Origin of the sequence: Serpentinimonas raichei (assembly GCF_000828895.1) — a bacterium.
GTDB classification, from domain to species: domain Bacteria; phylum Pseudomonadota; class Gammaproteobacteria; order Burkholderiales; family Burkholderiaceae_C; genus Serpentinimonas; species Serpentinimonas raichei.
In genome coordinates, this window is record NZ_AP014568.1 from 2,134,823 (window position 1) to 2,158,333 (window position 23,511).

Below are 23,511 nucleotides of genomic sequence, written 5' to 3' on the forward strand. Positions count from 1 at the left end.
GCCCGCATTTTCCGGCTTTGTGCCTAGAATGTGCACCCAAGTCAAACCGAAGCCGTTGTTATGCATATCGCCGTTCGTGAACTCAAAGCCAGCCTCTCGCGGGTTTTGGCGCTGGCTCAGGGTGGGGAGGTGATCGAGGTCAGGTCGCACCACAAACCCATTGCACGCATTGTGGGCATACCGCCACAGGCGGACGCAGGTCTGCGCCACCTGATGGCCACCGGGGCGCTTTCGTGGAGTGGCGGCAAGCCGCAGTTCGCACCCCCGCAGGAGCTTGCTGCGGGCGGCACCTCGGTCAGCCAGATGGTGTTGGAGGATCGGGGGTGATCCTGTTTTGCGACACATCGGCCTTGATCAAGCTCTACCTCAAGGAAGGGCACAGCGCTGAAGTGCAAGCGCTGGCAGCGGCTGCCAAGGGGGTGGTCGTGGCGCGCATCGCTTGGGCAGAAGCGATGGCGGCATTGGCGCGGCGCGTGCGTGAAAACCCCGTCGATGCCGATGCCATCGAAACCGTGCGCACCAAGATGCGCCATGATTGGCCGGCGTTTGCAATGGTCGAGATCACCCAAGCGCTGGTGGAGCAGGCTGGGGAATTTGCAGACACCTTTGCTCTGCGCGGTTACGACAGCGTGCAACTGGCGGCTGCGCATCGGGTTCAGACCGCCACCAGCGAAGCGTTGTGCTTTGCCTGCTTCGATACGCGGCTGAAAAGGGCGGCCAAGGTGCTCGGCATGCAAGTGCTGGAATAGGCATCCGCCCCCCCGCACCGCCACCTACCCCAGCGCCGCCCACAGCGCCCCCAATGCGCCGCTGCCCAGCACCACCAACCAGGCCGGCCATTTGCCCCACAGCAGCGCCAGCGCGGCCAGCGCCAGCAACGCCACGTCCTGGGCGCTGGCCAGCACCCCGGCTTGCAGCGGCAGCAGCAGCGCCGCCAGCAGCAGCCCGACCACGGCGGCGTTGACGCCGGCCAGCGCGCTTTGCGCCTGCGCGCTCTGGCGCAAGCGCTCCCAGTGCGGCAGCGCCGCCAGCAGCACCAGCATACCGGGTGCAAACACCGCCAGCAGCGCCAGCACGGCGCCCAGCCAGCCGCCCATCGCCGCACCCAAGAAGGCAGCAAAGGTGAACAAGGGCCCGGGCACCGCCTGCGCCACCGCATAGCCGGCCAAGAAGGTCTCCAGATCGACCCAACCCTTGGGCACCACCTCGGCTTGCAGCATCGGCAGCACCACATGGCCGCCGCCAAACACCAGCGCCCCGCTGCGGTAGAACACCTCCACCAGCGCCACCCAAAAGCTGCCGCTGGCCCAAGCCCACAGCGGCCAGAGCGCCAGCGCGGCCACAAACACGGCCAGGCAGCCCCAAGCGAGGCGGCGGCCGACCGGGATTTGCAAGGCCGCCTGCGCGCCCTCGGCCGGGGAGGCAGCCGGCGCCGGGGCCAAGGCCAGCCCCCAGCGACCGATCACGGCACCGAGCACGATCACCCCCATCAGCGTCCAGGCACTGGGCCAGAGCCACACCGCGGCGGCGGCCAGCAGGGCCAGTGCGCGCCGGGGGGCATCGGGGCAGAGGCTGCGCCCCATGCCCCATACCGCTTGCGCCACCACCGCCAACGCCGCCACCATCAAGCCCGGCAACAGCCCCGCGGGCAGCACCTGCCCGTGCTGCAGCAGCAGGTAGGCAAACGCGACCAGCAGCAGGGCAGAAGGCAGGGTAAAGCCGCACCACGCCGCCAAAGCGCCTTGATAACCGGCACGCGACCAGCCCAAGGCAAAGCCGACCTGGCTGCTGGCCGGCCCGGGCAGGAACTGGCACAGCGCCACTAGGCTGGCGTACTCGTGCTCGTCGAGCCAGCGCCGCTGCTGCACGAATTCGGTGCGGAAATAGGCCAAGTGCGCGATCGGGCCGCCAAAGGAGGTCAGGCCCAAGCGCAAAAAAACCAGAAACACCGCCCACGGGCGGCGGTCGGCAGCAACAACGGTAGGCATGGGCGGTGGGGGCAATTTGGCACAAAGGGGGAAAGCTGTCAGCCTACACCCAATCCATGACAAAACCGAGGCCTAGGCGGCCTCAGCCGGCGTGCACCTGCAGCAGCTCGTCCCAGCGCGTGGTGTAGCGCGGCGAGCGGCGCTGTTGGCGCATCTGCCATGGGCGCACGGCGGGTTCGGTGCAGCCCGCCGTGGGCGCGCCGCCGCCCCCACCTGCCGAGCCCAGCCACAGCGCCTGCGCGCCGAAGCGGTCGTTGACGGCATCGAGCGCCTGCATCAGGCGCTGGCTGCGCCCGCTGCCAGCCGGCGGCGCCCCCCAGTCGAGTTCAGCCTGGGGCTGCCCCGACTGCAGATCGAGCAGCAGCACACCCGCCTTGGCGTAGCGGTAGCCCGGCCGGTACAGCGCCTGCAGCGCCTGCAAGGCGGTGCCGACCAGGCGCAGCGTGTCGTCGCTGGGCGGGTTGAGCGGCAGCACCAGCGAGCGCGCGTAGGGGGCGTCCTGGGGCCGAAACGGGCTGGTGCGGATGAACACCAGCAGCGCGCCGGCGCGGCTGCCTTGCTGGCGCAGCTTGGCGGCGGCGCGGCTGCCAAAGTGGGTCAGGGCTTGGCGCAGGTCGTCGAGCTCGGTCACCGGCTGCCCAAAACTGCGCGTGACGGCGATTTGCTGCTTGGGCGCAGGCGCTTGCTCGAACCCGATGCAGGCCAAGCCGCCCAGCTCGCGCACGGTGCGCTCGAGCACCACCGACCAGCGCTGGCGCACCAGCGCCGGCTCGAGCCGCTGCAAATCGAGCGCCGTCTGCACCCCGTGGGCCTGCAACTGCGCCGCGCTGCGCGGCCCCACGCCCCACACCTCGGCCACCGGCGTGCGCTGCAGCAGCCAGTCGCGCTGGCGCGCAGTAAGTTCGAGCAGGTTGCAGACCTGGGCCAGCCGCGCCGGGTAGCTGCCGGGCTTGCGCTCGGCGCTCTTGGCGATGTGGTTGGCCAGCTTGGCCAGCGTTTTGGTGGGCCCGATGCCGATGCAGGTCGGCAAGCCGAGCCAGCGCTGGATGCGCTCGCGGGTCTGGCGCGCGCGTGCGCTGGCCTCGGGCAGCCCGGTGAGGTCGATGAAGCACTCGTCGATCGAATAGATCTCCTGCCCGTGCCCGAGCTCGGCGGCCACCTCCATCAGGCGCTGGCTCATGTCGCCGTAGAGCGCAAAATTGGCCGACAGCGCCACCAGCCCGGCCTGCTGCTCGAGGTGGCGGATGCGAAACCACGGCGCGCCCATGGCCACGCCCAGCGCCTTGGCCTCATCGGAGCGGGCAATGGCGCAGCCGTCGTTGTTGGACAGCACCACCAGCGGCCGCCCGCGCAGGCGCGGCTCGAACACGCGCTCGCAGGAGGCGTAGAAGTTATTGCCGTCCACCAGCGCAAAGGTACTCGGCAGTGCCATTGTTCAGTAGGCCATTTTTTTGATGGTGGCGGTCACCACGCCCCACACTTCCAGCGTCTGGCCCTCGCTCAGCACGAGGTCGGGGTAGTCGGGGTGCGCGGCCACCAGCCGGGTGCTGCCGGCTTGGCGGTGCAGGGTCTTGACGGTGAGCTCGTTGTCGAGCAGCGCCACCACGACGTGGCCGTGGCAGGGCGTGAGCTGGCGGTTGACGACGATCAGGTCGCCGTCGTCGATGCCCTTGCCGCTCATCGAGACGCCGCGCACGCGCGCCATGAAGGTGTAGGGCCGGTCGAGCGCCAGATGCTCCAGCAGGTCAACCCGCTCGTGCTGAAAATCGGCCGCTGGCGACGGAAAACCGGCCGGCGGGCGGCCATCAATCAGCGGCATGCTCAGCGCCGCCCCCGGCCCGAACAGGGCGCGCAGCTGCTGCACGCTGGCGGGCTCGAGCCATTGCAGGACCGCACCCGACGGCGGGGCGGGCGCAGCCGAGGGCGCGCTGCTGGCAGGGGGCGCGCGGGGGGCGCCTTCAGGGGCGGCAGGGTGGGTCATGGGGCCGATGCTAATCGGTTTGGGCCGCTGCGGGTTAAGCCCATCCGAAACCCCCTGCAGTAGGTATGATGCCGCTCTGTCACACCATTTTTAGCTTAATGTGGTTCAATATTGAGCCCGACGCCTCTTGTTTGCGCATGACCATCCCCCGCCCTGACGACGCAGCCCACCCCAGCGCCACCCAGCACCCTAGCGCGCGGCGTTGGGCCACGCAGGCTAGGGTATTGCGGCGTGGCCTATTATGCGCCTTGCTGTGGATTTGGGTGGCTGAGGCGTCGCTCCATTTCGCCATCGAAGGGCTCGGGATGAGCCTGATCTGGCCCGCCAACGGCGTGGCACTGGGCGCGGTGCTGGCCTACGGGCCCGCCATGATTCCGGCCCTTGCGCTGGGGGTGGTGGTTTGGCACATCTGGCACAGCGTCGGTGAGCTGGAATCGCTGATCGGCATCGGGGCCTTGGTGCTGGCGCTGCTGCTGGCTTGGGGGGTGCTGCGCTGGCTCTACCCGCGCCTGCAGAGCCGCAATCCGCTGCTGCAAACCGCCAGTTTTCACCTGCTGGCGGTGCTGCCCGCCAGCGCGGTGCTCACGCTGCTGGGCAGTTGGCAGTTTTTGCTGCTCGACGCCCCCGCATGGGCCGATTTCGAGGTGCTGATCCTGATGGCGCTGTCGCAGGTGTTTGGCCTGCTGATGTTTGGGCGCGCTACGCAGTTGCTGCTCAACGCCCTCAAGCACCGCGCCTACCCGTGGCGCAGCCTGCTGGACCGCCAAACCGTGGCGTGGTGCAGCCTGTTCGTGGTGTTTGGGTTGCTGGCCCATTTGGCCGACTACGCCAACCTCGGCTCGGCCGAGGCGGTGCGCTACCTGCTTCTGGGGCTGGTGGCGTGGGCCGCCTTTGCCGCCCGCCCCTTGCTGGCACACTGGGCCACGGCAGCGGCAGCGGTGACCATGGTGGCACTGGCCCCCGAATTCCCAACAGCGGATGCACACGCCCTCACTTGGATCATCGACCAAACCGTGTTGCTGATTTTTTTGGCCGCCATCGGTTTTCTGGTGTCGGCCGTGATGGCGCAGCGCCGCCTGCTCGAACGCGCTTTGCGGCGCGCCGCGCACACCGACCCAGTGACCGGGCGGCTCAACGAAAGCGGCCTGATCGAGCACCTGCGCCTATGCGCCCCGCCCCCGACCTTGCTGGGCGTGGAGGCCAGCAACCTGAGCCAGATCGAAGACCGTTTCGATCTGGCGCTGGCGCGCTCGGTCGAGCGCGATATCTCGCTCACCCTAGGGCAACTGGTGCCCAGCGGCAGCCAGATCAGCCGCATGAAAGAGGGGTTTTTTGTGCTGTGCCTGCGGCCGGGTTGGGCCAGTGAGGGCCTGGTAGAGGGCATTCAACAGGCCCTAGAAGGCAAGCGCTACGCGGTGGCAGGTGAATCGACCCGGTTGCGGCTGGCGATCGGCCGGCTCGACGACGTGGGGCACCCCTTGCAGGCCGAGCACCGGCTGGCGCTGCTGGCCCAAGCCACCCAAGTGGACTGGAACGGCCGCAGCGCCGCCACCCGGGATCCGGCCCAGCCCGAAAACCTGTTGCGCCTGCGCCGCCAGCAGATTGAGTGCATCGACCACCTGCGCGAGCTGCTGCGCCAACCGCAAGCCGACGCCACCACGGGCCTGTGGCTGGCCTGCCAACCCATCCGGCGCGCCCTGCGCGAGCAAGAAGAAGTGGGCGCCGAGGTGCTGCTGCGCTGGACTCTGGCCAACGGCAACTCAATGTCGCCGGCTGAATTTTTCCCGATGGCCGAGCGCCACGGACTGGCTGCCGCGCTCGACCGCTGGGTGCTCAACGCGGCCGCCACGCAGGTGCGCCCGCTGGCGCATGGGCGCGACAAAAACTGGAAGCTGTCGGTCAACCTATCGGGCGCATCGGTGTCCGACCCCGCCCTGTTCGACGACATCGTCGCCGCCATCGCCGCCAGCGGCCTGGGTGCGCGGCAGTGGTGCTTTGAAATCACCGAAACCGCCGGTATTGCCCAGCGCGCCCAAGCGGTGGAGCTGTTTCAGCGCCTGCGCCAGCACGGCGCCAGCACCGCCCTGGACGATTTTGGCACCGGCTTGGCCACCTTTGACTACCTGAAAGCGCTGGAGGCGGACTACCTCAAGATCGACGGCTCGTTCGTGCGTGCAATCGAAACCAGCCGGGTCGATCAGCAGATCGTGCGCTCGATCTGCGAAGTTGCCCGAACCATGCGCCTGCAAACCATTGCTGAATTCGTCGAGCGCGATTCACAAAAGCACCTGCTCGCCGCCTACGGGGTGGACTTTGTGCAAGGCTACGGCATTGCCCGGCCACGGCCCTTGAGCGAACATGTGCAGCAGTTGTTGACTGCCTGATGCGCGTTAAGATGCCCCCACCTATGAGCACCGCCCCCCACCTGCCGCGCTGGGCCGACCTGTGCCACACCGACTTCGCCGCACTCGACCCAGCGCGCACGGTGGCGCTGCTGCCGGTGGCGGCGATCGAGCAGCACGGCCCCCATCTGCCGCTGTCGGTCGATACCGACCTGGTCGAAGGCGTGCTGGCGGCGGCGGCCCCGCACCTAGGGTCTGGGTCTGGGTCTGGCTGGCCAGTCTATGTGCTGCCGACGCAGGCGGTGGGCTACAGCAGCGAGCACCAGCGCTTTGCCGGCACCCTCACGCTGCAACCCGAGACCGTGCTGCGCCTGTGGCTGGAGCTGGGCGAATCGGTGGCGCGCGCCGGGGTGCGCAAGCTGCTGTTGTTCAACGGCCACGGCGGCCACCACGGCCTGCTGGAAGTGGCCGCCCGCGAGCTGCGCGGCCGCTGCAACTTGCTGGTCTATGGCGCCAGTTGGTACAACCTGCCCTTGCTCGACGCGCAGGGGCAGGACCTGCTGCTGCGCCTGAGCCCCGAGGAGCGCCGCTTTGGCATCCACGCCGGCCAGCTCGAAACGGCGCTGATGCTGGCGCTGCGCCCGCAGCTGGTGCGCATGGAGCAGGCGCGCCACTTCCGCTCCAGCTCCGAGGAGCGGGCGCAGCGCTGGCCGATTTTGGGCAACGGTCGCAGCGCCAAGCTGGGCTGGCAGATGCAAGACTACCACCCCGAGGGCGCGGTGGGCAACGCCGCCGCCGCCGACGCGGCGCTGGGGCACGAACTGTTGCAAGCCGCTGGGCGCTCGCTGGCCGAGCTGTTGCGCGAGCTGTGCCAGTTGCCACTCACAACCTTGGTGCAGGATAATCGGGCACCGTGAAACTGTTGCGCTCCCTTGGCACCCTGCACCTGGCGCTGGCCTTCTCGCTGCTGGCGCACGCCGCCGTGCTCACGGTGCAACTGGTGCACCCGCAAGGCCTGCAACGGGTCTGGCACGACACGCCGCTCGACGTGATTTTGGTCAATGCGCGCGCCGAACAGGCGCCCGCGCAGGCGCAGGCCATCGCCCAAGCCAACTTGGCGGGTGGCGGCGAGGCCGATGCCGGGCGCGCCACCTCCCCGCTGCCGCCGGCCGTGGTCGAGCGCAGCGGCGACGCGCTGCAAGAGCAACAGCGCCGGATGCAGGACATGCAAGCCCAGCAAAACCGGCTGCTGGCGCAGTTGCGTCAGCAAGTGGCCGCCATCGCGCCCTTGCCCGCTGCGCCCGCGCCACCCGACCCGCAGGCGCTGGCGCAGGAAGAGCGCCGGCTGGCCTTGCTCCAGGCGCTGGCCGAAATCGAGCAGCGCATCAACGAACAAAATGCCCGCCCACGCAAACGCTACCTTGGCCCCGCCACGCGCGAGGCGGTCTATGCCGTTTATTACGACCAGTTGCGCCGCCGCATCGAAGACCACGGCACCGCCAACTTCCCGCAACTCGATGGGCGCAAGCTCTATGGCGAATTGAGCATGGTGATCACCGTCAACCACAATGGGCAGGTGCTCGACACCGAGGTGGTGCAAGGCTCGGGCCTGCCGGCGCTGGACAGCCGCGCCGAAGCGATCGTGCAGAGCCTCTCCTTTGGGCCCTTCACCCAAGCCATGCGGCGCCAGACCGACCAGATCGTGGTGGTGTCGCGCTTTCGTTTCAGCCGCGACGAGACGCTGCAAACCCGCGTCGGCAGCCGATGAAGGCCCGCCCCCCTTGGCTGCGCTTTCTGCTGCGCTGGCTGTTCTGGCTGCTGCTGGCCGGGCTGGCACTGCAACTGTTTTTTTTGCTGCGCATCGCTTCCATGGTGTGGATCGACCCGGTCAGCACCACCTTCCAGCGCTCGGAAGCGTGGCGCATCATGCAGGTGCGCGACGAGCTGCGTTGGGCGCAGCAGTGGGTGCCCTATGAGGCCATTTCGCCGCACCTCAAGCGCGCCGTGATCGCCTCCGAAGACGCCGCCTTCGCCACCCATTTTGGCGTTGATTGGCAGGCCCTGCAATCGGCTTGGGAGCGCAACCTGCGCCGCCAAGCCGTTGCTGAGGCGCGCGGCCGCAACGCCCGCTTGGTGGGCGGCTCGACCATCACGCAGCAACTGGCCAAAAACCTGCTGCTGTCGGGTGAGCGCACGCTGCTGCGCAAGGGCCAAGAACTGGTGCTGAGCAAAATGCTGGAGCTGCTGCTGAGCAAGGAGCGCATTTTGGAGATCTACCTCAACAGCGTGGAATGGGGCGAGGGCATCTTTGGCGCCGAAGCCGCCGCGCAGCACTACTTTCGCAAACCGGCGGCGCGCCTGAGCGCCCACGAGGCGGCGCGGCTGGCGGTGTTGCTGCCGGCGCCCAAGCGCTTTCAGCGCCAGTTTTGGTCCGACTTCATCGACCGGCGCAGCGCCACCGTGCTGGCGCGCATGGGCGATGTGCAGCTGCCCTAGCCGCGCCCCCCTTTCAGAGCCCCGCCCCCCATGCGCATCCTTGGCATCGACCCCGGCTTGCAAGCCACCGGCTTTGGCGTGCTCGATGTGCACGGCCCCGAGCTGTGCTATGTGGCCAGCGGCACCATCCGCACCCAAAGCGGCCCGGGCAACCTGCTGCCGCAGCGGCTGGGGCTGATCTTTGCCGGCATCCAGGAGGTGGTGCAGCGCTACCAGCCCACGGTGGCGGCGTGCGAGATCGTGTTCGTCAACGTCAACCCGCAGGCCACGCTGCTGCTGGGGCAGGCGCGCGGCTGCTGCCTGACGGCGCTGGTCGCGGCCGGCCTGCCGGTGAGCGAGTACACCGCCTTGCAGTTGAAAAAAGCCGTGGTCGGGCACGGCAAGGCGGCCAAGGCGCAGGTGCAAGAAATGGTGCGCCGCCTGCTGCAACTGCCCGGCCTGCCCGGGCCCGACGCCGCCGACGCGCTCGGGCTGTGCATCACGCACGCCCAAGTGGCGCGCACGCAAGCCGCCATTGCGCGTGTCAGCCCCTTGCAGGCACGCCCGCACGCCGCCTACAAGGGCGGGCGCAGCTACTGAAGCGCTGCCTCGCTAACCGCCGAACATCGACCAGTCGAACTGCGATACGAACAGCACACCGAAGAACACCACAATCGACAGCAGCGTCCATTTGAAAATGGCGAAGCCCCAGCGCCGAAAGCGCTCTTGGCCGGTGATGAGGTAGAGCAAAAAGCTCAGCGCGCTGGCGCCGAGCAGCATGAAAACGAGGATGCGCAAAACGATCATGCTACCAGGCCGCCGCCAAACGGCCCAGACCCGCCGGCGCTTGCGCCTCGTGGTCGAACGTGATCACCTCAAACGCCTTGGGCTGCGCCAGCAACTCGCGCAACAGGCGGTTGTTGAGCTCGTGCCCGCTGCGGTAGGCGCTGTAGGCGGCCAGCATGGGCTGCCCCACCAGGTACAGATCGCCCATGGCGTCGAGAATTTTGTGCTTGACGAACTCGTCGGCAAAGCGCAGCCCGTCGGCGTTGAGCACTTTGACGTCGTCCATGACGATGGCGTTGTCGAGCCCGCCGCCAAGCGCCAGCCCTTGGCCGCGCAGCGCCTCGACGTCGCGCGAAAAACCAAAGGTGCGGGCGCGCGCGATTTCGCGCGCATAGGGGTCGCGCCCCAGCTCGAACTCGACTTGCTGCGCGCTGGCGTTGACGGCCGGGTGCTCGAATTCGATTTCGAAGCGCAGTTTGTAGCCGTGGTAGGGCTCCAGCCGGGCCCACTTGAGGTGCCGGCCCTCGCCCTGGCGCACCTCGACCGGGTGGCGCACGCGCAAAAAGCGCCGCGGCGCGGCCTGCGCCACGATGCCCGCGCTTTGCAGCAGGTAAACGAAGGAAGCCGCCGAACCGTCGAGGATGGGCACCTCTTCGGCCGTGATGTCCACCAGCAGGTTGTCGATCCCTAGGCCGCAGCAGGCGCTCATCAGGTGCTCGACCGTGCTCACCTTGACGCCGCCAAGGGAGAGCGTGGAGGCGCGCCGGGTGTCGCTGACCGAGGTGGCGCGCGCCGGGATGGTGACCGGCTCGTTGAGATCGATGCGCCTAAACACGATGCCGGTATCGGGCGCCGCCGGGCGCAGCGTCAGTTCGACGCGCTCGCCGCTGTGCAGGCCAACGCCCACGGCACGGGTCAGGGTTTTGAGGGTGCGTTGTACGGTCATTGGGCGCATTGTAGATTTTTCTTCAGGCGCGGACCGACCCGGCGGCGTAAGCCCCCGTGACAGCGGTAAGCAAACGCAAGCCGCGCCTTCAGTCGGCCTGGCGGCGCAAAAAGGCCGGGATTTCGTGGTCGTCCATGCCCCCCAGCGAAAGCGCCTCGACGCGCGCGGCGGCCGAACTGCGGTCGTGCGGGCGCTGCCAGACCTTGGGCACCTCGGCGTTGCCCGCGCGCGTGAACACCGTGCTGCGCACCCCATTGCCCCCGCTGCTGGAGCCCACTGGCGTGGTCAGGGTGGGGATGAAGGGCACGTCGTCGGTGCCGGTGCGCAGGCTGCGGGCCGGGCTTGGGACCACGCTCAGCGGCTGGCGCGCGCCGACGCGGTTCAGGCCAGTGGCCACTACGGTGACGCGGATGGCATCGCCCAGCGCATCGTCGTAGGCGGTGCCGTAGATCACGTTGGCGTCGCCGGCGGCAAAGGCGCGAATGGTGTTCATGGCCAGCTTGGACTCGTTGAGTTTGAGCGAGCCCTTGGCAGCGCTGATCAGCACCAGCACGCCCTTGGCACCCTTCATGTCCACCCCTTCGAGCAGCGGGCAGGCCACGGCCTGCTCGGCGGCGATGCGGGCGCGGTCGGGCCCGCTGACCACGGCGGTGCCCATCATGGCTTTGCCGGGCTCGCTCATGACGGTGCGCACGTCCTCGAAGTCCACGTTCACCAGCGCTTCCACGTTGATGATCTCGGCGATGCCGCCGACGGCGTTTTTGAGCACGTCGTTGGCTTCGGCAAAGGCCTCGTCTTGCGTCACGTCGTCGCCCAGCACCTCTTGCAGCTTGTCGTTGAGCACCACGATCAGCGAGTCCACGTGCCCTTCGAGCTCGGCCAGCCCGGTGTCGGCGTTTTTCATGCGCCGATCGCCCTCCCAGTCAAAGGGCTTGGTGACCACGCCGACCGTGAGCACGCCCATCTCTTTGGCGATCTTGGCGATGATCGGCGCCGCCCCGGTGCCGGTGCCGCCGCCCAGGCCGGCGGTGATGAACAGCATGTGCGCGCCTTCGATGGCTTCGCGGATGGTGGCCTCGGCCTGTTCGGCCGCCGTACGCCCCTTGTCGGGCTTGCTGCCCGCCCCTAGGCCGGTTTGGCCGAGCTGGATCACGCGGTGCGCGGCGGTTTTGCTCAGCGCCTGCGCGTCGGTGTTGGCGCAGATGAACTCCACCCCCTGCACCCGGCAGCGGATCATGTGTTCGACCGCATTGCTGCCGCCGCCGCCGACGCCGATCACCTTGATCTGGGTGCCGCGGTTGAACTCTTCGACTTCGATCATTTCAATGCTCATTGCTTTACTCCTTGCTTGTCCAGAAAAAAACGCCAAAAAATCAGAAATTGCCGACGAACCAGTCTTTGATGCGACCCACGGCGCTGCCCACGGAGCCGCTTTTCTGTGCCACCTTGTGCCCGCGCAGCCGCGCCAGCCGCGCCTCCTCCAGCAAGCCCATGACGGTGGCGGCGCGCGGTTGCGCCACCATGTCGCTCAGGGCCCCACGGTAGCCGGGCACGCCTCGGCGCACCGGCTTGAGGAAGATGTCTTCGCCCAGCTCGACCATGCCCGGCATGGCGGCGCTGCCACCGACAAGCACGATGCCGCTCGAGAGCAGCTCTTCGTGCCCCGATTCGCGGATGACTTGCAGCGCCAGCGCAAAGATTTCCTCCACCCGCGGCTCGATCACGCCGGCCAGCGCCTGGCGGCTGAGCAGGCGCGGGCCGCGGTCGCCCAGCCCCGGCACCTCGACTTGTTGCTCGGGGTCGGCCAGCAACTGCTTGGCGCAACCGCTCTCGACCTTGATGTCCTCGGCGTCCTTGGTCGGGGTGCGCAAGGCCATGGCGATGTCGTTGGTGATGAGGTCGCCGGCGATCGGGATCACCGCCGTGTGGCGGATCGCGCCGCCGGCAAAGATCGCCACGTCGGTGGTGCCGGCACCGATGTCGAGCAGCGCCACGCCCAGCTCTTTTTCGTCGTCGGTCAGCACCGAGAGGCTGGAAGCGAGCGGGTTGAGCAGCAGCTGCTCCACCTCCAGCCCGCAGCGGCGCACGCACTTGAGGATGTTCTCGGCCGCGCTCTGCGCCCCGGTGACGATGTGCACGCGCGACTCGAGCCGGATGCCGCTCATACCGATCGGCTCCTTGACCTCTTGCCCGTCGATCACGAACTCCTGCGGCTCCACCAGCAACAGGCGCTGGTCGGTCGAGATGTGGATGGCCTTGGCGGTATCGAGCACGCGCGCCACGTCGGCGGGGGTGACTTCGCGATCGCGGATCGCCACCATGCCGCTGGAGTTGAAGCCCCGGATGTGGCTGCCGGTGATGCCGGTGTAGACGCGCGCGATGCGGCAGTCGGCCATCAACTCGGCCTCTTTGAGCGCCTGCTGGATGCTCTGCACGGTGGCGTCGATGTTGACCACCACGCCGCGCTTGAGGCCGTTGCTCGGAGCCACGCCCAAGCCGGCCAGCTTGAGCGACCCATCGGGCAGCACCTCGGCCACCACCACCATGATCTTGGCGGTGCCGATATCGAGTCCGACGACGATGTCTTTGCTTTCTTTGGGCATGGCGGTATTTGATTAAGGGGTCGGAGCGGCGGGCGCTTGCGCAGGTCTGCTGGGCCCGGGCTGCGGGGGCGGCAATTGCAATTCGGCCAGTGTGCTCACGCCCTGGATGCGCAGGGCGTAGCCGTCGGGGTGGCGCAGATCGACGGTTTCAAGGGGCCGCCCGCCGTAGTGCTGCAGCAGGGCCGGCACGGTTTGGGTGAACCGTTCCACCCGCTGCTGCAGCTCCAAGGGGCTGCCGCGCCCGATCTCGATGCGCGCGCCGTCGTCGAGCACGATGCGCCAACTGCCGCGCTCGTCGAGCGACAGTTGCTCGATGCCCCAGCCGTTTCGCTCAAACACGGGCCGCACGCTGCGGTAGAGTTCGAGCACCTGTGTGGCCCGCTCGCTGGGGCCGGCCAACACGCTCCAGTTGAGCCCCTGCCCCAGCGCCGGCTCGGCCTCGAACACCTCACCGTACTGATTCAGCAACTGCGTGCCCCCGGCCTGGCCCCACCACGCCAGCGGCTGGTGTTCTTCGATGGTGATGCGCAGCCGGTTCGGGAATTGGCGCTGCACCACGGCGCTGCGCACCCACGGCGCGCCTTGCACCAACTGCTGCACCTGAAGCAAGTCGAGCGTCCACAGATTGCCCTGCAGCCGACCCGCCACATGCGCCTGCAGCGCGGCCGCGCGCTGATTCTGCACGTCGCCGTACACCTCAATCGCGCTCAAACTCCAGACCGGTTGCCGCACCACCCAGCCACCCAGCGCCGCCAAGGCCAGCACGGCGGCGAGCGCGTACAGGGCGGCGGCGGCGCCGTCCATCAGGCGCACGTCGAGCGGCAGGGCTTGGGTGGCGTTCATGGCGTTACTGGGGTTGCCCCGCGGTGCCGGTGCCGGTCAGCGCGGCGGGCAAGGGGTTGTCCAGGCCCGCGCTGGCCAGCACCTGCAGGCACAAGGCCTCGTAGCTCAGGCCCACGGCGCGCGCCGCCATCGGCACCAGCGAGTGCCCGGTCATGCCGGGCGAGGAGTTGAGCTCCAGCAGATAAGGGCGGCGCGTGGCGGCGTCTATCATCACATCCACCCGCGACCAGCCGCGGCAGTCCAGGCTCTGGTAGGCCTGCAGCGCCAGGCGCTGGATGGCGGCCTCCTCGGCCGCCGGCAGGCCACTGGGGATGAGGTACTGGGTTTCGTCGCTGAAGTATTTGTGCTCGTAGTCGTAGTTGCCGCCGGGCACCTGGATGCGGATCAGGGGCAGCGCCTGCGCCGCCTCGCCTTGGCCGAGCAGCGCCACCGTGACCTCGTCGCCCACGATGCATTGCTCGCACAGCACCTCGGGGTCGCACTGGGCCGCCAGCGCGTAGGCGGCGGCGCACTCGCTGGCGTGGCTGATCTTGCTCAGGCCGATGGTCGAGCCCTCGCGCGCCGGTTTGACGATCATGGGCGCGCCCAAGGCGGCCAGCGCGGCCTCGGTTTCGGCGCCGCTGCGCACCTGGCGCCAGTCGGGCGTGGGCAGCCCCTCGGCGCGCCAAATGCGCTTGCTCATGATTTTGTCCATGCTCAGGCTGGAGGACAGCACGCCGGGCCCGGTGTAGGCGATGCCCATCAGCTCCAGCGCGCCCTGCACCGTGCCGTCTTCGCCAAAGCGGCCGTGCAGGGTGATGAAGGCACGCTCGAAGCCCTGGGCCTTGAGCTGCCAGAGCTCGCGCTCGGCCGGGTCGAAGGCGTGCGCATCGACGCCGCTGCGCTGCAAGGCCGCCAGCACGCCCTGCCCGGACATGAGCGAGACTTCGCGCTCGGCCGAAAAGCCGCCCAGCAACACCGCCACCTTGCCCAGTGCGCGCGGATCGATCTGGCTGGCGTTCGGGCTAGCGTTTTGGCTTGCGTTTTGGCTCATGCGGGCTCCTGTTCGGGTTTGGCTTGCGCGGAGCTGGGTTGCGTGGCAATGGGTGGTGCCGCATCGGCCAGCTCGCGCACCTGCGCCGCCACGCTGCCGATCGAGCCCGCGCCCATGCACAGCAGCACGTCATCGGCCTGGGCGCAGTCCAGAATCGCTTGCGCCAGCGCGCCCACTTCGGGCACGAACAGCGGTTCGAGCTTGCCCGCCACGCGCAGCGCCCGCGCCAGCGCCCGGCCATCGGCGGCCACGATCGGGGCTTCGCCGGCGGCATAGACCTCGGTCAGCAGCACGGCGTCGGCCGCGCCCATCACGCGCACGAAATCCTCGAAGCAGTCGCGCGTGCGGCTGTAGCGGTGCGGCTGAAAGGCCAGCACCAGCCGCCGACCGGGAAAGGCCCCGCGCGCCGCCGCCAGCGTGGCCGCCATTTCCACTGGGTGGTGTCCGTAGTCGTCGATCAGGGTGGCGCTGCCGCCGCCGGGCAGCGGCGCCTCGCCGTGGCGCTGGAAGCGCCGCCCCACGCCCTTGAACTGCGCCAGCGCCTGCAGCAGCGCGGCATCGGGCAGGCTGAGCTCGGCCGCCAGCGCGATCGCCGCCAGCGCATTGAGCACATTGTGCTGCCCCGGCAGGTTGAGCACCACGTCGAGGTCGGGCAGCTCGACCCCGTTGCGCCGCTGCACCCGAAAGTGCATCTGCGCCCCGACGGCGCGCAGATCGAGCGCGCGAACTTGCGCGTCCGGGCTCAGGCCGTAGCTGGTGATGGGGCGCTGGATGTCGCCCAGCAGGCCGCGCAGGTGCGGGTCGTCGATGCAGACCACGGCGGCACCGTAAAAAGGCATGCGGTGCAGGAACTCGACGAAGGCCTGCTTGAGGCGGCCGAAGTCGTGCCCGTAGGTGTCCATGTGGTCGGCGTCGATGTTGGTGACGACCGCCAGCACCGGCAGCAGATTCAGGAAGGAGGCGTCGGACTCGTCGGCTTCGACCACGATGTATTCGCCCGCACCCAGGCGCGCGTTGGCCCCGGCGCTGTTGAGGCGCCCGCCGATGACGAAGGTCGGGTCCAGCCCGGCAGCGGCGAGCACGCTGGCGACCAAGCTGGTGGTGGTGGTTTTGCCGTGCGTGCCGGCGATGGCGATGCCTTTTTGCATGCGCATCAGCTCGGCCAGCATGAGCGCGCGCGGCACCACCGGCAGCAGCCGCTGGTGCGCGGCCACCACTTCCGGGTTGTCGGGTTTGACGGCGGTGGAGGTGACGATGCAGTCGGCCCCCACGATCTGGCTGGCGGCGTGCCCGATGTGCACGCACGCGCCCAGGCGTTGCAGGCGCTCGGTGGCGGCGCTGGCGCTCAGGTCGGAGCCGCTGACGGTGTAGCCTTGGTTGAGCAGCACCTCGGCGATGCCGCTCATGCCCGAGCCGCCGATGCCGACGAAGTGGATGTGTCGAATCGCGTGTTTCATGGTTTTTTGTGGGCGATCAGTTGTTCGCAGGCTTGCAGCAGCGCCGACACGGCCCCGGTGCGCGCCTGCGCGTGGGCGCGTTCGGCGCGCTGCAGCAGCTCGGCGCGGGTAAGGCTGCGCAGTTGCTGCGCGAGGTCGGCGGCGTTGAGCTGCGGCTGTGGCAGCAGCCAAGCGGCCCCGGCCTCGACCAGGAAGCGCGCGTTGTGGGTCTGGTGGTCATCGACGGCGTGCGGGAAGGGCACCAAGATGGCGGCCGCCCCCACCGCCGCCAGCTCGGTCACGGTGCTGGCCCCGGCGCGCGCCAGCACCAAGTCGGCCTCGGCGTAGGCGGCGGCGGTGTCGTCGATGAAGGGCGTGAGTTCGGCCTGCACCCCGACGGCGGCGTAGGCGGCGCGCAGGGCCTCGATCTGCTTGGCGCCGCTTTGGTGCCGCACCAGCGGGCGCTGCGCCGGGTCGATCAGGGCCAGCGCCTGCGGCACGGTGTGGTTGAGGGCCTGCGCCCCCAAGCTGCCCCCCACCACCAGCAGCTTGAGCGGCCCGCTGCGCCCGGCAAAGCGCTGCGCCGGCGGCGGCTGCTGCGTGAAGGCGGCGCGCAGCGGGTTGCCGACCCATTCGCCCTTGGGCAAGGCCTGGGGGTAGGCGGTGAAGACGCGGTCGGCCACCTGCGCCAACACCTTGTTGGCCAGCCCGGCGATGGCGTTTTGCTCGTGCAGCAGCAAGGGGGAGCCGGCCAGCACGCTCATCATGCCGCCGGGGAAGCTGATGTAGCCGCCCAGGCCCAGCACCACGTCGGGGCGCAGGCGGCGCAGCACGCGAAAGCTCTGCACAAACGCCAGTTGCAGCCGCAGCGGCAACAGCGCCAGCCGCAGCAGGCCCTTGCCGCGCACGCCGCCGAAGTTCACCGGCTCGAAGGCAAAGCCGCGCTCGGGCACCAGCCGCGCCTCCATGCTCTCGGGCGCGCCGAGCCAGTGCACGCGCCAGCCGCTTTCGCGCAGCGCCTCGGCCACGGCCAAGCCGGGAAAGATGTGGCCGCCGGTGCCACCGGCCATGATCAGGGCCACCGGGCTGGGGCTGGTGCTCATACCCGGCCTCCGTGCATCAATTTCCGGTTCTCGTGATCCGCGCGCAGCACGATGGCGACGGCGACCAGGTTCATCAGAATGGCGGAGCCGCCAAAGCTCATGAAGGGCAGCGTCAGGCCCTTGGTGGGCAGCGCACCGAGGTTGACGCCGATGTTGATGAAGGCCTGAAAGCCGATCCACAGCGCGATGCCTTGCACCAGCAGGCCCGAAAAAACCTGCTCCAGCGCGATCGACTGGCGCCCGATCTGCATCATGCGCCGCACCAGCCACCAGAACACGGCGATGAGCAGCAGCACCCCGACCAGGCCCAGTTCTTCGCCGATCACAGCCAGCAAAAAGTCGGTGTGCGCTTCCGGCAGCCAGTGCAGTTTTTCGATGCTGGCGCCGAGCCCGACGCCGAACCACTCGCCGCGCCCGAAGGCGATCAGCGAGTGCGTCAACTGGTAGCCCTTGCCCAGCGCGTGTTCGGCGCTAAACGGGTCGAGGTAGGCAAAGACGCGCTCGCGCCGCCACGGCGAGCTCATGATCAGCAGCGCAAACACCGCCCCCAGCAGCCCGGCCGCCAGAAAAAACATGCGCGCACTGACGCCGCCTAGGAACAAGATGCCCATGGCGATGACGGCGATGACGATGAAGGCGCCCATATCGGGCTGCATCAGCAGCAAAAAGCCGATCAGACCCAGCGGCACCCCCATGGGCAGCACGGCGCGCCAGAAGCGCTCTTTGAGTTCCATGCGCCGCACCATGTAACCGGCGGCGTACATGGCAATCGCCAGCTTGGCCAGCTCGGAGGGCTGAAAGTTCATCAGCCCGAGCGGAATCCAGCGCCGTGCGCCGTTGACTTCGCGCCCGATGAAGGGAATCAGCACCACGATCAGCAGCAGCACGGTGCCGGCCAGCACCCACGGCGACCACTGCTGCCAGCGCTGCATCGGCACCTGAAAGGCCAGCAAGGCCGCGACCGTGCCCACCATCAGGGCGATGGCGTGGCGGATCAGGAAGTGTTCGTGCTCGAGGTTGCGAAAGCGCGGGTTGTCGGGCATGGCGATGGAGGCCGAATAGACCATCACCAGACTCCAGCACAGCAGCGCCACCACGACCCACAGCAGCACCTGGTCGAAGCCGAGTTCGCGCACGGCGGTGCCGCTGCGGCTGCGCGCGTGATCAACGCTGGCCAGGCGCACCGGCAGCTCGCCGGGGGCAGGGTCGCCGCGCAGCCAGCCCAGCGCGCTTGTCGGGGCGTTGAGCAGGCGCGCCCACACCCCGGCGGCACCGGTGGCACCAACCGCAGCGTTGCTGGCCAAGGCAGCCGAAGCGGAATTGGGGCGGCTCATGTGGGCGTGCCCCCTTCCTGCTGCAGCGCGCGCACTGTGGCCACGAAGACCTCGGCGCGGTGCGCGTAGTCGCGAAACATATCGAGGCTGGCGCAAGCCGGCGAGAGCAGCACCGCGTCACCGGGGCGCGCTTGGGCGGCGCACCAGCGCACGGCTTCGGGCAAGGTGGTGCAGCGTTGCAGCGGCACGCCGCTGGCACCCAGCACCGCCTCGAGGGCGGCGGCATCGCGCCCGATCAGCGCCACCGCGCGCACGTAGCGCGCCACGGCCGGGGCCAGCGGTTTGAAGTCTTGCCCTTTGCCGTCGCCGCCCAAAATCAGCACCAGCCGCCGCTCGACCCCGAGCCCGTTGAGTGCTGCCAGTGTGGCACCGACGTTGGTGCCTTTGCTGTCGTCGATGTATTCGATGTCGGCCACGATGCCGACCGGCTCGACCCGGTGCGGCTCGCCGCGGTAGTCGCGCAAGCCGTGCAGCAGCGCCGCCAGCGGAGCCCCGACCGCGGTCGCCAGCGCCAGCGCCGCCAGCGCGTTGCTGGCGTTGTGGCGGCCCCGGATGCGCAAGGCCTCGGCGGGCATGAGGGCTTGCAGCCGCAGGGCGCTGGCTGTTGGTGTGCGGGCGGGCTCGCCGCTGACTTGGGCACGCACCAGCCAAGTGAGGCCGTTGACGGTCTGCAAGCCCCAGTCGCCGGGGCGCTGGGGCGCATCGGTGCCGAATGTGACGTAGGGACGTGCCGGGGCACTCGGTGCAGTGGCTTTGGCAGCGTGGCGGCGCGCTTTGCCGCCTGCTGTGGTGACAGAGGCCGGGGCTTGCGGGCACCAGCCCATGACGGTGGGGTCGTCGCGGTTAAGCAGCATCAGGGCGCGCTGGCCGTAGATGCGCGCCTTGGCGGCCCCGTAGGCGGCCATGTTGCCGTGCCAGTCGAGGTGGTCTTCGCTCAGGTTGAGCACGGTGGCGGCGCTGGCCTCGAAGCCCTGCACCGCGTCGAGCTGGAAGCTGGAGAGCTCGAGCACCCAGGCTTGCGGCAAGTCGCCGCTGTGCAGGCGCTGGCGCAGTTCGTCGAGCAGGGTCGGGCCGATGTTGCCCGCCACCGCCACCGACCAGCCGGCCGCGCGCAGCAGGTGTGCGGTGAGCGCGGTGGTGGTGGTTTTGCCGTTGGTGCCGGTGATGGCGAGCACGTGGGGGCGGTATGTGGGGGTCGGGCTGCTTTGGGCGTTGGCGTTGGCGGCGCTGCTGCGGCCTGGGGTGCTGGCGTGCGCAGCGGGGGCTGCGCTGGGCCGGTGCGCGGAATCGGCGAGCAACTCATGCGTGCACGGGGCTGCGGCTGTGGTGGCGGGGCCCGGGCTGGGCCGGGGTGAGGAATCGGAACGTGTGACTGACGAACCCCGGCCCAGCCCGGGCCCCGTCGCCGCAGCCGTCCCATCCAAAGACCCAGCCAAGTCCTGCGCCCCGCCCAACGCCTCCAGCGCCTGACCGAACAAGCCCAGCTCGCCCACGATCGTCACCCCGGCTTGCTGCGCGGCGGCGGCCAGCCCGGCCATGTCGCTGGGCAAAATGCCGGGGCTGCGACACACCAGCGCCCACGGGGCGGCGGCGAACAAGGCGGCGTCGAAGCGCGTTTGCAGGCGCACGGTGGTCTGCGGCGCTTCGGCGGCCAGCACGGCGGCTTGGGGCGCGCTGGCGCGGGTGTCGGCCACCGTGACCTGCGCCCCGGCCAGCGCACACCAGCGCGCCAGCGCCAGCCCGGATGCGCCTAGGCCCAGCACCAGCACCGGCCGCCCATGCAGCGCCTGCGCCGCCGGAGCCAGCGCCAAGCGCAGCCAGTCCGGCTGGCTGGCGCCGGGCAGGGCAGCGGCCGCGCTGGGGTCGGGCACGGCGCTGGCTGGGGGGAACGGCCGGGTGTTCATCGCAGCTTCAGGGTCGAGAGGCCGATCAGGCACAGCAGCATGGTGATGATCCAAAAGCGCGTGACCACCTGGGTTTCGCGCCAGCCCGATTTCTCGAAGTGGTGGTGCAGCGGCGCCATCTTGAACAGGCGCCGCCCTTGGCCGTAGCGCCATTTGGTGAACTTGAACCAGCTCACTTGCAGCATCACCGACAACGCCGAGGCCACGAACACGCCGCCGATCACGGCCAGCACGATCTCTTGGCGCACGATCACGGCGATGGTGCCCAGCGCCGCCCCGAGCGCCAGCGCGCCCACGTCGCCCATGAACACCTGCGCCGGGTAGGCGTTGAACCACAGGAAGGCCAGCCCGGCCCCGCCCATGGCGGCGCAGAAGATCAGCACCTCGCCGGTGCCCGGAATGTGCGGCAGCAGCAGGTAGTCGGCAAACACGGCGTTGCCGGTGACGTAGGCGAAGATGCCCAGCACGCCCCCGACCATCACCACGGGCATGATGGCCAGCCCGTCGAGCCCATCGGTGAGGTTGACGGCGTTGCTGGACCCGACGATCACCAGGTAGGTCAGTAGCACGAAGCCGGCCACCCCGAGTGGGTAGCTCACTTCTTTGAAAAAGGGCACCATCAGCCCGGCTTGGTGCGGCAGATCGATGGTGAAGCCCGATGCCACCCAGCCCACGAACAGCTCGAACACGCGCTGGTTGCTGCCCTCGGAGATGGCAAACACGAGGTAGAAGGCCGCCACCAGCCCGATCACCGACTGCCAGAAATACTTGGTGCGCGAGCGCATGCCCTCTGGGTCTTTGTGCACGACTTTGCGCCAGTCGTCGATCCAGCCGATGGCGCCAAAACCGAGCGTGACCAAGAGCACGATCCAGACGAAGCGGTTGCTCGGGTCGAACCACAACAGGGTCGAGACGGTGATGGCAAACAGGATGAGCACGCCGCCCATGGTCGGGGTGCCGCTTTTGCTCAGGTGGGTTTGCATGCCATAGCCGCGGATGGGCTGGCCGATTTTGAGCTCGGTCAGGCGGCGGATGAACAGCGGCCCGACGCCCAACCCGACCAGCATGGCGGTGATGGCGGCCATGACGGCGCGAAAGGTCTGGAACTGGAACACGCGCAAAAAATCGAGGTCGGGGCTGAGGCCCTGCAACCACAAGGCCAAGCTAGGCAACATGGGGCGTGCCCTCCGTGGTGGGGGTGTGAATGTGTGCGTGGGCCAAGCTGGCGGCTTGCAGCGCCTGCACCAGCCGCTCCATGCGCATGAAGCGCGAGCCTTTGACCAGCACGCTGGCGGCTTGCGCGGCGGCGGGCAGGGCGGCGCGCTGCAGGGCCTCGAAATCGGGGCATGCGTGCAGGCGGCCGTTGGCTTGGGCACTGGCTTGGGCACTGGCTTGGGCTTGCAAGGCAGCGGCGGCGCGCTGCATCCAGTCACCCGTCACAAAAATCTGCTCGATGCCGCGTGCCAGCGCGTGGCGCAGCACTTCCTCGTGAAAGGCCAGCGCCTGCGCCCCGACTTCGCCCATATCGCCCAGCAGCAGCAGGCGCGGCGCGGGCAGTTCGGCCAACCAGTCGATGGCGGCGCGCACCGAGTCGGGGTTGGCGTTGTAGCTGTCGTCGATCAGGGTCTGGGCCTGCGCGCCCCGGTGCAGGGTGAGGGTGCGCGAGCGCCCGGCCACGGGTTCGAAACCTTCGAGCCCGGCCTGGATGGCCGCCAGCGGCACCCCGGCGGCGATGGCGCAGGCCGTGGCCGCCAGCGCGTTGTGCAGGTTGTGCCTTCCGGCCAGCCGCAGGCGCGCTTGCAGCGGCCCGGCCGGGGTGTGCAGATGCAGCGCCCAGGCGCCATTGGTCCAGTGCGCTTGGGCGTGGACCTCCGCAGGTGGGGTGCTGGTTTTTGCGTTGGCGGGGACGGCGGCGCGGGCCGGGCAGGGCCGGGGTTCGTCAGTCACACGTTCCGATTCCTCACCCCGGCCCTGCCCGGCCCACGCCGCCTCGGGCGTTACAGCTGCGCCCACGGCGAAGCGCAGCACCTGGCGCGCACCGGCGATCTGTTGCCACAACGCGCTGTAGGCGTCGTCGGCCGGGAATACCGCCACGCCGTCGGGCGGCAGGGCCGCCAGCACGCTGCCGTTCTCGCGCGCCACCGCTTCTACGCTTGGCATGAATTCTTGGTGTTCGCGCTGGGCGTTGTTGACCAGCGCCACCGTGGGCTGGGCTAGGGCGGCCAGGGCGGCGATCTCGCCGGGGTGGTTCATGCCCAGCTCCAGCACCGCCAGCCGGTGCGTCTGGCGCAGGCGCAGCAGGGTCAGGGGCACGCCGATGTCGTTGTTGAAATTGCCCTCGGTGGCCAGCGCTGCCTCGCCCACTGCGGCGCGCAGCATGGCGGCGATGAGCTGCGTCACCGTGGTCTTGCCGTTGCTGCCGGTGACGGCGATCAGCGGCAGTTCGAAGCGCGCACGCCAGCGCTGCGCCAGCTCGCCCAAGGCGGCGCGGGCGTCGGGCACTTCGACGCCGGCCAGCCCGGCCGCGGCCAGCCCGCGCTCGGCCACCGCCCCGACGGCCCCGGCGGCGCGCGCTTGGGCCAGCCAGTCGTTGCCGTCGAAACGCTCTCCGCGCAGCGCCACAAACAAATCGCCCGGGCGCAGGGTGCGGGTGTCGGTGTGCACGCGCAGCACCGGCGCGCCGATGTGGCCCACGGGCCGCGCACCCGCCAGCAGCGGCAGCAGTTGCATCAGCTCG

Annotated in this window: 22 protein-coding genes; 7 read left to right on the plus strand and 15 right to left on the minus strand. The window is 69.2% G+C overall.

All coding sequences use genetic code 11. The features are described from left to right. Window positions 1-60 precede the first annotated feature (60 nt). Both SRAA_RS09955 and SRAA_RS09960 read left to right on the plus strand, forming a co-directional pair. Window positions 61-327 (plus strand): type II toxin-antitoxin system Phd/YefM family antitoxin, encoded by a 267-nt coding sequence (locus SRAA_RS09955; protein ID WP_045532439.1) that lies wholly within the window; start codon window positions 61-63, stop codon window positions 325-327. Then, window positions 324-749, plus strand: a complete 426-nt coding sequence (locus SRAA_RS09960; RefSeq protein WP_045532441.1) for a type II toxin-antitoxin system VapC family toxin — start codon at window positions 324-326, stop codon at window positions 747-749. The genes SRAA_RS09955 and SRAA_RS09960 overlap by 4 nt, the downstream gene beginning before the upstream one ends. Before the next feature lie 24 nt (window positions 750-773). On the opposite strand, the gene chrA is transcribed toward SRAA_RS09960, so the two are convergent. The 3 genes from chrA to SRAA_RS09975 form a co-directional block, all read right to left on the minus strand. Beyond that, a complete protein-coding gene (gene chrA / locus SRAA_RS09965; RefSeq protein ID WP_045532443.1) occupies window positions 774-1,988 on the minus strand; it encodes a chromate efflux transporter in 1,215 nt (404 codons plus the stop codon). An 82-nt stretch (window positions 1,989-2,070) separates the two neighbouring features. Continuing rightward, a complete protein-coding gene (locus tag SRAA_RS09970) occupies window positions 2,071-3,420 on the minus strand; it encodes a Y-family DNA polymerase (protein ID WP_045532445.1) in 1,350 nt (449 codons plus the stop codon). Between the two features lie 3 nt (window positions 3,421-3,423). After that, window positions 3,424-3,969, minus strand: coding sequence for a LexA family protein (locus SRAA_RS09975; protein ID WP_231849280.1), 546 nt, complete (start codon window positions 3,967-3,969; stop codon window positions 3,424-3,426). 137 nt (window positions 3,970-4,106) lie between these two features. On the opposite strand from SRAA_RS09975, the gene SRAA_RS09980 reads away from it, so the two are divergent. Genes SRAA_RS09980 through ruvC form a run of 5 tightly spaced genes read left to right on the plus strand, consistent with a single transcriptional unit; the run spans window position 4,107 to window position 9,386 of the window. Next, window positions 4,107-6,353 (plus strand): EAL domain-containing protein, encoded by a 2,247-nt coding sequence (locus SRAA_RS09980; protein WP_171820240.1) that lies wholly within the window; start codon window positions 4,107-4,109, stop codon window positions 6,351-6,353. 23 nt (window positions 6,354-6,376) lie between these two features. Further along, a complete protein-coding gene (locus SRAA_RS09985) occupies window positions 6,377-7,228 on the plus strand; it encodes a creatininase family protein (RefSeq protein ID WP_045532448.1) in 852 nt (283 codons plus the stop codon). Between the two features lie 5 nt (window positions 7,229-7,233). Further along, window positions 7,234-8,079: an energy transducer TonB gene (locus SRAA_RS09990; RefSeq protein ID WP_420834930.1), complete on the plus strand. Its 846-nt coding sequence runs from the start codon at window positions 7,234-7,236 to the stop codon at window positions 8,077-8,079. A gap of 17 nt (window positions 8,080-8,096) precedes the next feature. Further along, window positions 8,097-8,807 (plus strand): monofunctional biosynthetic peptidoglycan transglycosylase, encoded by a 711-nt coding sequence (gene mtgA, locus SRAA_RS09995; RefSeq protein ID WP_045533695.1) that lies wholly within the window; start codon window positions 8,097-8,099, stop codon window positions 8,805-8,807. A 30-nt stretch (window positions 8,808-8,837) separates the two neighbouring features. Then, window positions 8,838-9,386 (plus strand): crossover junction endodeoxyribonuclease RuvC, encoded by a 549-nt coding sequence (gene ruvC, locus SRAA_RS10000; RefSeq protein ID WP_045532451.1) that lies wholly within the window; start codon window positions 8,838-8,840, stop codon window positions 9,384-9,386. Between the two features lie 12 nt (window positions 9,387-9,398). Here the strand turns inward: ruvC and SRAA_RS10005 are convergent, their stop codons facing one another. The 12 genes from SRAA_RS10005 to SRAA_RS10060 form a co-directional block, all read right to left on the minus strand. Continuing rightward, window positions 9,399-9,593, minus strand: coding sequence for a hypothetical protein (locus SRAA_RS10005; protein ID WP_045532453.1), 195 nt, complete (start codon window positions 9,591-9,593; stop codon window positions 9,399-9,401). Window position 9,594: 1 nt separating this feature from the next. Then, complete coding sequence (gene lpxC / locus SRAA_RS10010; protein ID WP_045532455.1) at window positions 9,595-10,518, minus strand: UDP-3-O-acyl-N-acetylglucosamine deacetylase; 924 nt, start codon at window positions 10,516-10,518, stop codon at window positions 9,595-9,597. An 88-nt stretch (window positions 10,519-10,606) separates the two neighbouring features. Continuing rightward, window positions 10,607-11,851, minus strand: a complete 1,245-nt coding sequence (ftsZ, locus tag SRAA_RS10015) for a cell division protein FtsZ (RefSeq protein ID WP_045532457.1) — start codon at window positions 11,849-11,851, stop codon at window positions 10,607-10,609. 40 nt (window positions 11,852-11,891) lie between these two features. After that, window positions 11,892-13,121 (minus strand): cell division protein FtsA, encoded by a 1,230-nt coding sequence (gene ftsA / locus SRAA_RS10020; protein WP_045532459.1) that lies wholly within the window; start codon window positions 13,119-13,121, stop codon window positions 11,892-11,894. A gap of 12 nt (window positions 13,122-13,133) precedes the next feature. Then, window positions 13,134-13,964, minus strand: a complete 831-nt coding sequence (locus SRAA_RS10025; RefSeq protein WP_045532461.1) for a cell division protein FtsQ/DivIB — start codon at window positions 13,962-13,964, stop codon at window positions 13,134-13,136. Between the two features lie 4 nt (window positions 13,965-13,968). Further along, window positions 13,969-14,997, minus strand: a complete 1,029-nt coding sequence (locus SRAA_RS10030; RefSeq protein WP_045532463.1) for a D-alanine--D-alanine ligase — start codon at window positions 14,995-14,997, stop codon at window positions 13,969-13,971. Continuing rightward, window positions 14,994-16,454 (minus strand): UDP-N-acetylmuramate--L-alanine ligase, encoded by a 1,461-nt coding sequence (gene murC, locus SRAA_RS10035; protein WP_045532465.1) that lies wholly within the window; start codon window positions 16,452-16,454, stop codon window positions 14,994-14,996. The genes SRAA_RS10030 and murC overlap by 4 nt, the downstream gene beginning before the upstream one ends. Continuing rightward, on the minus strand, window positions 16,451-17,536 hold the full coding sequence (gene murG / locus SRAA_RS10040; RefSeq protein ID WP_045532467.1) for an undecaprenyldiphospho-muramoylpentapeptide beta-N-acetylglucosaminyltransferase: 1,086 nt from the start codon (window positions 17,534-17,536) through the stop codon (window positions 16,451-16,453). Before murG ends, murC begins: the two co-directional genes overlap by 4 nt. Next, complete coding sequence (ftsW, locus tag SRAA_RS10045) at window positions 17,533-18,870, minus strand: putative lipid II flippase FtsW (RefSeq protein WP_082040018.1); 1,338 nt, start codon at window positions 18,868-18,870, stop codon at window positions 17,533-17,535. The genes murG and ftsW overlap by 4 nt, the downstream gene beginning before the upstream one ends. Further along, a complete protein-coding gene (gene murD / locus SRAA_RS10050; RefSeq protein WP_082040019.1) occupies window positions 18,867-20,774 on the minus strand; it encodes a UDP-N-acetylmuramoyl-L-alanine--D-glutamate ligase in 1,908 nt (635 codons plus the stop codon). The genes ftsW and murD overlap by 4 nt, the downstream gene beginning before the upstream one ends. Beyond that, window positions 20,771-21,949, minus strand: coding sequence for a phospho-N-acetylmuramoyl-pentapeptide-transferase (gene mraY / locus SRAA_RS10055; RefSeq protein ID WP_045532469.1), 1,179 nt, complete (start codon window positions 21,947-21,949; stop codon window positions 20,771-20,773). Before mraY ends, murD begins: the two co-directional genes overlap by 4 nt. Then, window positions 21,939-23,504, minus strand: coding sequence for a UDP-N-acetylmuramoyl-tripeptide--D-alanyl-D-alanine ligase (locus SRAA_RS10060; protein WP_045533701.1), 1,566 nt, complete (start codon window positions 23,502-23,504; stop codon window positions 21,939-21,941). Before SRAA_RS10060 ends, mraY begins: the two co-directional genes overlap by 11 nt. Window positions 23,505-23,511 lie beyond the last annotated feature (7 nt).

Bases quoted from the DNA above. Each gene is read 5' to 3' on its own strand.
- SRAA_RS09955 (WP_045532439.1), top strand. From the start codon at position 61: ATGCATATCGCCGTTCGTGAACTCAAAGCCAGCCTCTCGCGGGTTTTG.
- chrA (WP_045532443.1), bottom strand. From the start codon at position 1,988: ATGCCTACCGTTGTTGCTGCCGACCGCCGCCCGTGGGCGGTGTTTCTG.
- SRAA_RS09970 (WP_045532445.1), bottom strand. From the start codon at position 3,420: ATGGCACTGCCGAGTACCTTTGCGCTGGTGGACGGCAATAACTTCTAC.
- SRAA_RS09975 (WP_231849280.1), bottom strand. From the start codon at position 3,969: ATGACCCACCCTGCCGCCCCTGAAGGCGCCCCCCGCGCGCCCCCTGCC.
- SRAA_RS09980 (WP_171820240.1), top strand. From the start codon at position 4,107: ATGACCATCCCCCGCCCTGACGACGCAGCCCACCCCAGCGCCACCCAG.
- SRAA_RS09985 (WP_045532448.1), top strand. From the start codon at position 6,377: ATGAGCACCGCCCCCCACCTGCCGCGCTGGGCCGACCTGTGCCACACC.
- ruvC (WP_045532451.1), top strand. From the start codon at position 8,838: ATGCGCATCCTTGGCATCGACCCCGGCTTGCAAGCCACCGGCTTTGGC.
- SRAA_RS10005 (WP_045532453.1), bottom strand. From the start codon at position 9,593: ATGATCGTTTTGCGCATCCTCGTTTTCATGCTGCTCGGCGCCAGCGCG.
- lpxC (WP_045532455.1), bottom strand. From the start codon at position 10,518: ATGACCGTACAACGCACCCTCAAAACCCTGACCCGTGCCGTGGGCGTT.
- ftsZ (WP_045532457.1), bottom strand. From the start codon at position 11,851: ATGAGCATTGAAATGATCGAAGTCGAAGAGTTCAACCGCGGCACCCAG.
- ftsA (WP_045532459.1), bottom strand. From the start codon at position 13,121: ATGCCCAAAGAAAGCAAAGACATCGTCGTCGGACTCGATATCGGCACC.
- SRAA_RS10025 (WP_045532461.1), bottom strand. From the start codon at position 13,964: ATGAACGCCACCCAAGCCCTGCCGCTCGACGTGCGCCTGATGGACGGC.
- SRAA_RS10030 (WP_045532463.1), bottom strand. From the start codon at position 14,997: ATGAGCCAAAACGCAAGCCAAAACGCTAGCCCGAACGCCAGCCAGATC.
- murC (WP_045532465.1), bottom strand. From the start codon at position 16,454: ATGAAACACGCGATTCGACACATCCACTTCGTCGGCATCGGCGGCTCG.
- murG (WP_045532467.1), bottom strand. From the start codon at position 17,536: ATGAGCACCAGCCCCAGCCCGGTGGCCCTGATCATGGCCGGTGGCACC.
- ftsW (WP_082040018.1), bottom strand. From the start codon at position 18,870: ATGAGCCGCCCCAATTCCGCTTCGGCTGCCTTGGCCAGCAACGCTGCG.
- murD (WP_082040019.1), bottom strand. From the start codon at position 20,774: ATGAACACCCGGCCGTTCCCCCCAGCCAGCGCCGTGCCCGACCCCAGC.
- mraY (WP_045532469.1), bottom strand. From the start codon at position 21,949: ATGTTGCCTAGCTTGGCCTTGTGGTTGCAGGGCCTCAGCCCCGACCTC.
- SRAA_RS10060 (WP_045533701.1), bottom strand. From the start codon at position 23,504: ATGCAACTGCTGCCGCTGCTGGCGGGTGCGCGGCCCGTGGGCCACATC.